General features: G+C 57.7%; 5 protein-coding genes and 1 pseudogene. 4 read left to right on the top strand and 2 right to left on the bottom strand.

Features of this window, described 5'->3' with window-relative positions:
- The first annotated feature begins 124 nt into the window (after nucleotides 1–124).
- The 4 genes from ACIQ0R_RS01125 to ACIQ0R_RS01140 all read left to right on the top strand — a co-directional run bounded on the left by ACIQ0R_RS01125 (nucleotide 125) and on the right by ACIQ0R_RS01140 (nucleotide 7,467).
- A complete protein-coding gene (locus ACIQ0R_RS01125; protein ID WP_395822856.1) occupies nucleotides 125–4,351 on the top strand; it encodes a YhdP family protein in 4,227 nt (1,408 codons plus the stop codon).
- 140 nt (nucleotides 4,352–4,491) lie between these two features.
- On the top strand, nucleotides 4,492–5,325 hold the full coding sequence (locus ACIQ0R_RS01130) for a carbon-nitrogen hydrolase family protein (protein ID WP_395822858.1): 834 nt from the start codon (nucleotides 4,492–4,494) through the stop codon (nucleotides 5,323–5,325).
- Between the two features lie 194 nt (nucleotides 5,326–5,519).
- Nucleotides 5,520–6,980 carry a metalloprotease TldD gene (tldD, locus tag ACIQ0R_RS01135; RefSeq protein ID WP_395822860.1) on the top strand — a complete coding sequence of 487 codons (1,461 nt, stop codon included), beginning with the start codon at nucleotides 5,520–5,522 and terminating at the stop codon, nucleotides 6,978–6,980.
- Nucleotides 6,981–6,996: 16 nt separating this feature from the next.
- Nucleotides 6,997–7,467: a GNAT family N-acetyltransferase gene (locus ACIQ0R_RS01140; protein ID WP_395822862.1), complete on the top strand. Its 471-nt coding sequence runs from the start codon at nucleotides 6,997–6,999 to the stop codon at nucleotides 7,465–7,467.
- Here the strand turns inward: ACIQ0R_RS01140 and ada are convergent.
- Both ada and alkB read right to left on the bottom strand, forming a co-directional pair.
- Nucleotides 7,464–8,513 (bottom strand): annotated as a pseudogene (ada, locus tag ACIQ0R_RS01145) (bifunctional DNA-binding transcriptional regulator/O6-methylguanine-DNA methyltransferase Ada). The gene ACIQ0R_RS01140 and the pseudogene ada sit on opposite strands and share 4 nt — an antisense overlap.
- A 192-nt stretch (nucleotides 8,514–8,705) precedes the next feature.
- Nucleotides 8,706–9,359 carry a DNA oxidative demethylase AlkB gene (alkB, locus tag ACIQ0R_RS01150; protein WP_395822864.1) on the bottom strand — a complete coding sequence of 218 codons (654 nt, stop codon included), beginning with the start codon at nucleotides 9,357–9,359 and terminating at the stop codon, nucleotides 8,706–8,708.
- Nucleotides 9,360–9,696 lie beyond the last annotated feature (337 nt).

A 9,696-nucleotide genomic window follows, 5' to 3' on the forward strand; every position in this document is an offset into this window, starting at 1 on the left:
TCCGTAGTCAGTTGGGGGGGTAGGGTAATTCGCCGCGAAGTTTGCCGGGCGACTCTTAAATTCTGCTGCAACACTCTGCTTCAACACTGTGCTTCACAATGATTAATTTTACCGAATCTGATTGATGTTGGAAGAACAACCCAAATCTCTGCCGCCGACTACGCGACTTGCCTTGTGCTGGCGCGCCTGGATTGTCACCTGCAACCACATCAATCTGGCCACGCATCATCTTGTCGGCGCGCTGCTGACACTGTTGCTGGTCGGATATTTCCTGTTCTGCGGCTTGTTCCTTAGTCTGCGCTACGTAGTGCTGCCGCATGTCGGCAATTACAAGGCGGAGGTCGAGCAGATGGCGAGCGAGGCGCTTGGCAATCCGATTTCTATCGGCGCCATCAATGCCTCCTGGCACGGTCTGCAGCCCCACCTCACATTGGCCAATGTCGTCATTCATAACAAGGATGGCCAGACGGCATTAACCTTGCCGCAGGTAGCCGCCACCGTGTCATGGCGATCACTGCTAGTGGGCGGCATCAGATTGGCTTCGCTGGAAATCGACAAGCCCGATCTACAGATTCAGCGCGATGCACAGGGTAACTTGTTCATTGCCGGTATCCTGATCAATGCCAAAGAACAAAATGATCGCTCCGGCTCCGAATGGCTGCTGGCGCAGCACCGGATTGTCATTCGCGACGGCCGCCTGCATTGGCAAGACGATCTGCGCAAGGCGCCCGAACTGACGTTGACCAATATTGATCTGGTGCTGCAGAACCGCTGGCGCCGTCATCAATTGTCGCTGCGAGCAACACCGCCGGCAGCATTTTCCGGGCCGGTGGATATGCGGGCCAATTTCGTCCATCCGCCGTTCGCCCGCAAGCTATCAGACGTCAGCCGCTGGCGGGGAACGTTGTACGCCGATCTGCATGATGCCGATCTGAGCGCGTGGAAAGATTATATCGATTACCCGTTGGAGCTGAGCAAAGGCAAGGGCGCGGTGCGGGCCTGGCTAGATCTCGATCAGTCGCGGGTGCGCGATTTTACCGCCGATCTGCAATTGAGCGACCTGTCGATGCGCTTGCGCAGCGATTTGCAGCCGTTGGCGCTGGAGCATGTCAGCGGCCGCATTTCCGCGCATGAGGACTTAGGGCAGATGCCGGCTGACGGCAAGCCGACCTTCGGCGCCAACGGCCATGCGCTGATGCTGACCGATTTTGCGCTGAAAACCGCCGATGGTCTGAGCTTGCCGCGCACCACCATCAGTGAGTCGTATTCGCCGCGCAGAGGCACGCAACCGGAAAAATACAGCCTGCAAGCCAAGCAGCTTGATCTGCAGGCCATGGCCAGCTTTGTCCAGCGGCTGCCGTTGACGCCGGCGCAGATCAACATGATTGATGACTTCGCGCCGCGCGGCCAGCTACGCGATTTTGCCGCCGAATGGCAGGGTGCGCATCCGGCAATCGTCTCGTACAGCGCCAAAGGCCAGTTCGACGGTCTGACCATCAATGCCCAGGCGCCGCGCGAAGCCAAGCCTAAGACCGCCACTCAGCCCGCGCAAGCCGCAGTGCCGGGTATTCCTGGTGTCGATAACCTGACCGGCAGCATCAATGCCAACCAGAACGACGGCACTCTGAGCCTGATGTCGGAAAAGGTGCAGTTGGATTTGCCGGGTTATTTCAATACGCCGTTGCTGCCGTTCGATAAGCTCAACTTGCAGGCGCGCTGGAATTTTCAGGACAAGAACGTGCTGTTGCAGATCGATAGCATGAATTTTAGTCAGGATGGTCTGGTGGGTTCGCTCTCAGGCAGTCATTTGTTGCCCCTGGAAGATCGTCACGGCGTGGCCTTGGGCGTGATGGATATGACCGGCAAGATCAGCGAATTCGATCTGAAGAAAATCGCTACTTACCTGCCCATTCATACCCGGGAGCATTTGCGCGACTGGCTGGTTGGCGCACTTAAGGACGGCAAAGCCAAGGATGTGACGATTCGGGTCAAGGGAGATCTGGCGGATTTTCCATTCCGCGCCGATCAGGCCAACGCCAAGCCGAAAGGCGAATTCAGCGTCAACGGGAAAATAGAAAACGCTACTCTGGAATACGAACCGGGCCATTTCGGTCAGGACGGCAAGCAACCGCTGTGGCCGTTGCTGGAAAAGATCAACGGTACCATTGCGCTGGAAGGCAGTCGTTTGCAGATCAAGGCCGACAGTGCGCAGACCTCTTCAGTTACGCTGAGTAATGTGACGGCGACGGTGCCCGATTTGGCATCGCACGACGAGATGTTGTTGATCGATGGCAGCGCTGCCGGTGCGTTGCAGAACTTCCTGCAATTCACCAATAACAGTCCGGTGGCGCACTGGATTGGCGGGTTTACCCGCGAATCTCAGGGCAAGGGCGAGGCCCGGTTGCAGTTGGGTCTGCAATTGCCGCTGTCCCACGCGCTCGACAGTAAGGCCAATGGTGTATTGCAGTTCATGAATAACGATGTGCTGCTGCAAAAGGAGATTCCACCGATTAGCAACGCCAGTGGCAAGCTTGAGTTTAATGAAACAGGCTTTAATCTCAACGGCATCAAGGGAGTCATGCTGGGCGGTCCGGTGCAGGCCAGCGGCGGTACTCAGGCTGATCGCCAGACTGTGATCAAGATCGAAGGCATGGCCGGGATTGACGGCATACGTGCCGATTATCCGGAGCCGGCGATGCAAAAACTGCTATCGCACGCGAGTGGCAGCAGCCGTTACACTGCCACGGTTAGCGAGCGTGATCACCATGTCGAACTGCTGGTCGAGTCCGGTTTGCAGGGAATCGGATTGGACTTTCCTGAGCCGCTGCGCAAGAATCCAAGTGAGGCGATGCCGCTCAAGTTCGAGTGGGTTGGGGTCGCATCCGACGATCCTTCGATAGCGCGCGACGAACTGCGTTTGGCGCTTGGCTCGGCCATTGTCGCGCGTTATCAGCGACAGAAAGAAATCGTCAAGAGTTTCGCTGACAGCGGTGTCAGCAGCCAGCTAAATAGCCAGACAAGCAAGCCTGCAGACTGGAAGTTGCTGCGCGGCGGGATCGGTATCAACGCGCCGCTGCCCGATCCGGAAAGTGGCGTCGCGATTAATCTGAATGCCAAAATTCTTAACGTCGACGCCTGGAACAGCCTGGCCGCTTCCCTGAGCGACGCTAGCGCGGTCAGGCATGGTCAAGAGTCGTCTATGGCCGGCATTGCGCAATATGCCGAACCCAATTTGGTGTCGGCCAGAGCGACACAGCTGATATTGCTCGGCAAGACGCTGGATAATGTGGTGGTCGGCGCCTCCCATGATAAGAATCAATGGCAAGTCAATATCGATTCCAGGCAAGCCTCGGGTTATCTGACCTGGAGCGAATCGCCATCCGGGCACGGTCTGGGCAAAGTGACGGCACGCTTGTCGTCGCTGATCATCCCGCAAGGTGGCGAAGCCGATGTGAGCGAGGTCTTGGAAGGCAAGGGCGGCTCGACTCAGATTCCGGGATTGGATATCATCGCTGATGATTTCCAGCTGCTTGGCAAGAAGCTCGGACGGCTAGAACTGACTGCCGACAATGTTCGCGCCAGTGTCGGCAGCGAATGGCGGATCCACCAATTATCGATCAGGAATCCTGACGCTGAATTAAAGGCGTCCGGCAAATGGACCACCGTCAACAACAACGATAACACCACTAACCTGACCTATGCGCTGGATATTATCGATGCCGGAAAATTGCTGGATCGCTTTGGGTTTGCGCATGTATTACGCGGCACCAAGGGCCATATGGACGGCGAGGTCAGCTGGAAGGGTTTGCCTTTCACCATAGATAGCCCATCGTTGAGCGGCCAGATGAGCCTCGACATGGCCTCTGGGCAGTTCCTGAAAGTCGATCCGGGTGCCGCCAAATTGCTAGGTGTATTAAGTCTGCAATCGCTGCCGCGGCGGCTGACTCTGGATTTTCGCGATATTTTCTCCGAAGGCTTCGCCTTTGACAGTGTGGTCGGCACTGCCGCGATTGTGCAAGGCAAGGCGCATACCGACAACTTCAAGATGCGCGGCGTCGGCGCGACCGTATTAATCGACGGCGTTGCCGACATCGCCCGCGAAACCCAGGACCTGCACGTGGCGGTGTTGCCCGAAATCAATGCCGGTACGGCGTCGGTGGTGGCGCTGGCGATCAATCCGGTGGTTGGTATCGGGGCCTTTCTGGCGCAGTTGTTCCTGCGCGATCCGCTGATGAAGGCATTCACTTTTGAATATAATATCAACGGTGCCTGGAACGATCCGGTGGTGACCAGGCTCGAACGCAAGAGCGAAGCGCCAGCCGCCACTCCTGACCTTTCCTCTGGACGTTGATTTGCAACCAGATGCGCGGGCGAGATCTGTCGGTAAGATGGTTTGTAAGATGGTTTGTAAGATGCGCAGTCGAGACTTGCAGCATGGCGCCGGCCATCGTTGTTGAACGTGTTCTTTTTCCAGTGCAGGAATTCTCACCCATGAGTCAAACTACATCGCAACAACATGCTTCAGACGGCTTTCGTATCGCCGCCGTCCAGATGGTATCGACCCCGGTGATCGATGAAAATATCAACACCGTGCGGCGTCTGGTGTCGCACGCGGCGCAGCAGGGGGCACAGTTGGTCTTGCTGCCGGAATATTGGCCGATCATGGGCATGAAGGAGACCGACAAGCTGGCCGTTGCCGAAACCCTGGATGCAGGCAAGATTCAGGTCTGCATGGCAGAGTTGGCGGCGCAGCTGAAGATTTGGCTGATCGGCGGCACGTTGCCGATGGTGGCCGACGAGGCCGGCAAAGTACTCAACACCACCCTGGTCTATGATTCCAATGGCCAGCGCGTGAGTCGATACGACAAGATTCATTTGTTCAGCTTCACCAAGGACGAAGAATCCTATGACGAGGCGCGCACTATTGCTGATGGCAAGGACATTGTTAGTTTCGAGGCGCCGTTCGGCAAGGTCGGTTTGTCGGTTTGCTATGATCTGCGCTTCCCCGAGCTCTACCGTGCAATGGGCGATTGTGCGCTCATTGTGGTGCCGGCCGCATTTACTTACACCACCGGCAATGCTCATTGGGAAACATTGCTGCGCGCCCGAGCCATCGAAAACCAGTGCTATGTGCTGGCGGCGGCGCAAGGCGGCAAGCATCCGAATGGCCGCCGCACCTGGGGCCATAGCATGCTGATCAGTCCTTGGGGCGACATTAAATCAGTGTTGGCCGAGGGGGAGGGACTTGTCAGTGGCGTCATCGATCCCCATTTCATCAAGGGAGTGCGGGATAGTTTACCTGCGTTGCTTCATCGCAAGTTTTAGCTTGGGCTTTTTGCTCAGCGCGGCAAGCGGCGCCTCCGTGCCGGCAGAAAAACCTGGTTCTCTTGCCAGGTTCTTGTTACGCGACGAGATTATGGCCGTAACGGCGGGGTGCGACTGCCCACGCTCTGGCCGGATGCTCTACAATCCGAATTAATACCACCCACATTAACACTATCGTACATAGCTGGAATACCATGAAGCCATTTGAATCAAACCTGGGCACCTTAGCCATTGCTCGCGATATCCTGTTGACTCCGTTCGGACTGGACGAATCGCGCTTGCTGAAAGCGCTCGGCACCATGTTCACGCACAAGGTCGATTATGCCGATCTGTACTTCCAGTTCACCAAGAGCGAAGGCTGGAGCCTGGAAGAGGGCATCGTCAAGACCGGCAGCTTCTCGATCGACCAAGGCGTCGGCGTGCGCGCCATCTCCGGCGACAAGACTGCATTCTCGTATTCAGATGAAATCTCCGAGCGCGCATTACACGATGCCGCGCTGGCGACCCGCACCATCGCCCGCCAAGGTGCGGGCAAGATCAAGATCGCCGCCGGCATGCAGCACAGCTGTGGCCGTTCGCTGTATCTGCCGCACGATCCGCTGGTGTCGCTGGATGCGACCGAGAAGGTCAAGCTGCTGGAACGCGTCGAGCGCATGGCGCGGGCCAAGGATCCACGGGTGGTGCAGGTCATGGCCGGGCTGGCGGCAGAATACGATGTGGTGCTGGTGGCGCACAGCGATGGCGTCATCGCTGCCGATATCCGGCCGCTGGTGCGGCTTTCGCTAACCGTTATCGCCGAACAGAATGGCCGCCGTGAAACCGGTAGCAGCGGCGGTGGCGGACGTTATAGCTACAACTATTTCAGTGATGCATTGCTGGAGCAATATGCCGCTGATGCGGTTGCTTCGGCATTGGTCAACCTGGATGCGCGTCCGGCGCCTGCCGGTCCGATGACCGTGGTGCTTGGTCCGGGCTGGCCCGGCATCCTGCTGCACGAAGCGATCGGCCACGGCCTCGAAGGCGACTTCAACCGCAAGGGTTCCAGCACCTTCTCCGGCCGCATCGGCGAACGGGTTGCCGCCAAGGGCGTCACGGTGGTTGACGATGGCACGATTGCCGATCGGCGCGGTTCGCTGAATATCGACGACGAAGGCAATCCAAGCCAGTGCACGACGCTGATTGAAGACGGCATTCTGAAAGGCTACATCCAGGATACGATGAATGCGCGTCTGATGAAGATGCCGGTGACCGGCAATGCGCGTCGCGAATCGTTCGCGCATTTGCCGATGCCGCGCATGACCAACACCTACATGCTGGCCGGGGATAAAGATCCGGCAGAAATTTTGGCCTCGGTAAAAAACGGTTTGTATGCGGTGAATTTCGGCGGTGGCCAGGTCGATATCACCAACGGCAAGTTCGTGTTCTCGGCCAGCGAAGCCTACATGATCGAAAACGGCAAGGTCACCTACCCGGTCAAAGGCGCCACCCTGATCGGCAACGGTCCTGACGTATTGAATCGGGTTTCGATGATCGGCAACGATATGCAACTTGATCCGGGTGTCGGCGTGTGCGGCAAGGAAGGCCAGAGTGTGCCGGTCGGCGTTGGTCAGCCGACTTTGCGCATCGATGGCGTGACGGTTGGCGGTACCGCTTAATATGATAAAGGAAGCGGTGGCTACCACCCCGCAGATGGTATGGCACTGGTTGCCGTTCGAGCAATTGAACACAGTACAGTTGTACCAGGCCATGCAATTGCGGCAGCGCGTTTTCGTGCTGGAGCAAACCTGTGCATTTCAGGATGCCGATGGTATCGATTTGCATGCCTGGCATGTCCTCGGTTATTTGCCGAACGGTGAGCTGGGCGCGTATGCGCGCATCGTGCCGCCCGGTAAGGCATTTGAATATCCGTCGATCGGCCGTGTGGTGACTGCGCCAGAATTGCGCGGCAACGGTGCCGGGTACGAACTGATGCAGCAGGCCATGGCGCAAGCCGCCAGGCTGTTTCCCGAGTGCGCCATCAAGATCGGTGCGCAGGCGCATCTGCAGCGCTTTTACGGGCGCTTCGGTTTCCAGGCGGTCGGCGATTTGTACGATGAAGATGGTATCTCGCACATTCAGATGATTGCGCCGCCGTTACGCTAATCTGGCAAAGGTTGCCGTTGGCGGTTTTCCTGCACATCCTGACTTTCACGTTCCAGCAGCGCGCTCTTGCGTTCGACTCCCCACCGGTAACCCGAAAGCGCGCCGTCGCTGCGCACTACGCGATGACATGGTATCGCCACCGCCAGCGAATTGGCGGCGCAAGCCTGAGCAACCGCTCGCACCGCCTTAGGTGCGCCGATGCGGGTAGCGATTTCGGCATAGCTTGCGGTGCTGCCGGCTGGAATCGCACTCAGTGCCTGTCACACCCGTTGCTGAAACGCCGTGCCGCGCACATCCAGCGGCAAGTTCAGGCCCAACGCAGGAGCTTCGATAAAGCCGACTACTTGCGCCACCAGTTGTTCGAAATGGCGGTCGCCGCCGATCAGGGTGGCGCGTGGAAATTTGTCCTGCAGATCCTGCGCCAGTTTATTCGGATCGTCGCCCAGCAGGATTGCGCACACGCCGCGTTGGCTTTGCGCTACCAGGATCGCACCTAGCGAACATGCGCCAATGGCGAAGCAAATCTCGATGTTGGCAGCGCCGGCGCGGTAGTCGCTCGGCGTCATGCCTAAGACTGTTTGCGACGCTTCATAGAAGCGGCTGCTGGAGTTGAACCCGGCATCATAGATGGTCTCGGTCACTGAATGGCTGCGGCCCAAACCGGCGCGGATTTTTTGCGCACGATGGGCATGGGCGTAGCCTTTGGGCGTCAGCCCGGTGACGGCCTTGAATACGCGATGAAAATAGTAGCGACTGAGGCCGGTTTCGGCTGCCAGTATTTTCAGGCTCTGTGGTTCTGCCGCGTTTTCGATACGGCGGCAAGCGTGGGCAACTAGTGCGCTATGTTGGGCCGCTAATGAGGTTCGGTCGGCGCTCCCTTTGCTGGCGCGGTAGCCGGCCGCTTCCGCTGCCGCCGGGGTATCGAAGAATTCGATATTTTCCGGCCGCGGCAGGCGTGTCGGACTACTTGGCCGGCAGTACACGCCGGTGGTCTTCACGGCATACACGAACAATTTGTCAGCAGCCGGATCGCGCGCCTGCACCATGCTCCAGCGCGGATCGCTTTGTGCAGCTTGTTTGTCGGTTTGCCGGTGTTGCGTGAGGGTTCGCACATCTGCTCCCAATGGTTGGTCTTGGCATATACCTTAATATGGTTTGCCGCGCTTGACACTCTGGCTGTTGCTTTCGAATTCCGGCAGCAAAGGATTCCCGGGATTGTTAGGATTGTTAGCGGCAAGCTAACCTGCTTTGCGAAAAGTGAAATTGATCCGCTGCCGCCCCAGTAGCGGATGCCGGGCCTCCTTCAATGGCAAAACGCCGTGATAGCGCAGGCGGTCGGCACCGCCCCATACCACCACATCGCCATGAAACAGCGGCACTCGCTCAGCCTTGTCGGTGCGCGCATGGCCGCCGAACAGGAACAGTGCAGGAATGCCGAGCGAGACCGACACGATCGGGGCTTTGAAGTCCTGTTCATTCTTGTCCTGGTGCATGGACAGTTTGGTGCCGGGTTCGTAGCGATTGACCAGGCAGGCGTCCGGCGCGAAGTCATCGAAACCGGCTTGCGCCGCTGCCGTCTGCGCCAGGTGCAGGAGCGGCGCCGGGATCGCTGGCCAGGGGTGGCCACTGTCCGGATCGGTTGCGGTATAGCGATAGCCGTTGCGGTCGCTAGTCCAGCCGAGCTGGTCGCAATTGGTCAGCGCAACCGACATGCGCAACCCGCCGGGCGTTGTCAGATGCCGAAACGGTGCGGCTTGCCAGATGCTCTCCAGCGCCGACAGTAGTTCAGTCATATGCGATATGGCGAAGCCGCGCAACACAAATGCATGTTGCCCCAGTTGTTGTTGGCGGCGGTCGTTTGGCTCTAGCGAGTCGAATAAATCGAGGTTCATGCAATATTTTTATCAGGTATTGTGAAAGTGCGGGAGCGCGTGAGCGCAGGCGCGACGTATGCGCTTAATTTACCTTATCAGCGCCATGCTGGCGTTCTGCCGGACTATGATTTTCGGTCAATACGAGGCTATCCGGTCAGCTGGATCAAGCTGTTGTGTCAGGGATTGATCTCCGTATGAGGTTTTTTTGATATTGCAACCTGACAATGTTGATTTGTGGCATATCCATAATGTGGTTATCTATAGTGGACCCGGAAATCCGGACAATAGTTTAAGGAGTATCCTGCACTGAACAACGAAGGCAGGATATGAACGAATTAAAACGAAACAGTTTCAG

The sequence above is a fragment of the Collimonas sp. genome (assembly GCF_044339385.1).
GTDB lineage: Bacteria > Pseudomonadota > Gammaproteobacteria > Burkholderiales > Burkholderiaceae_D > Collimonas.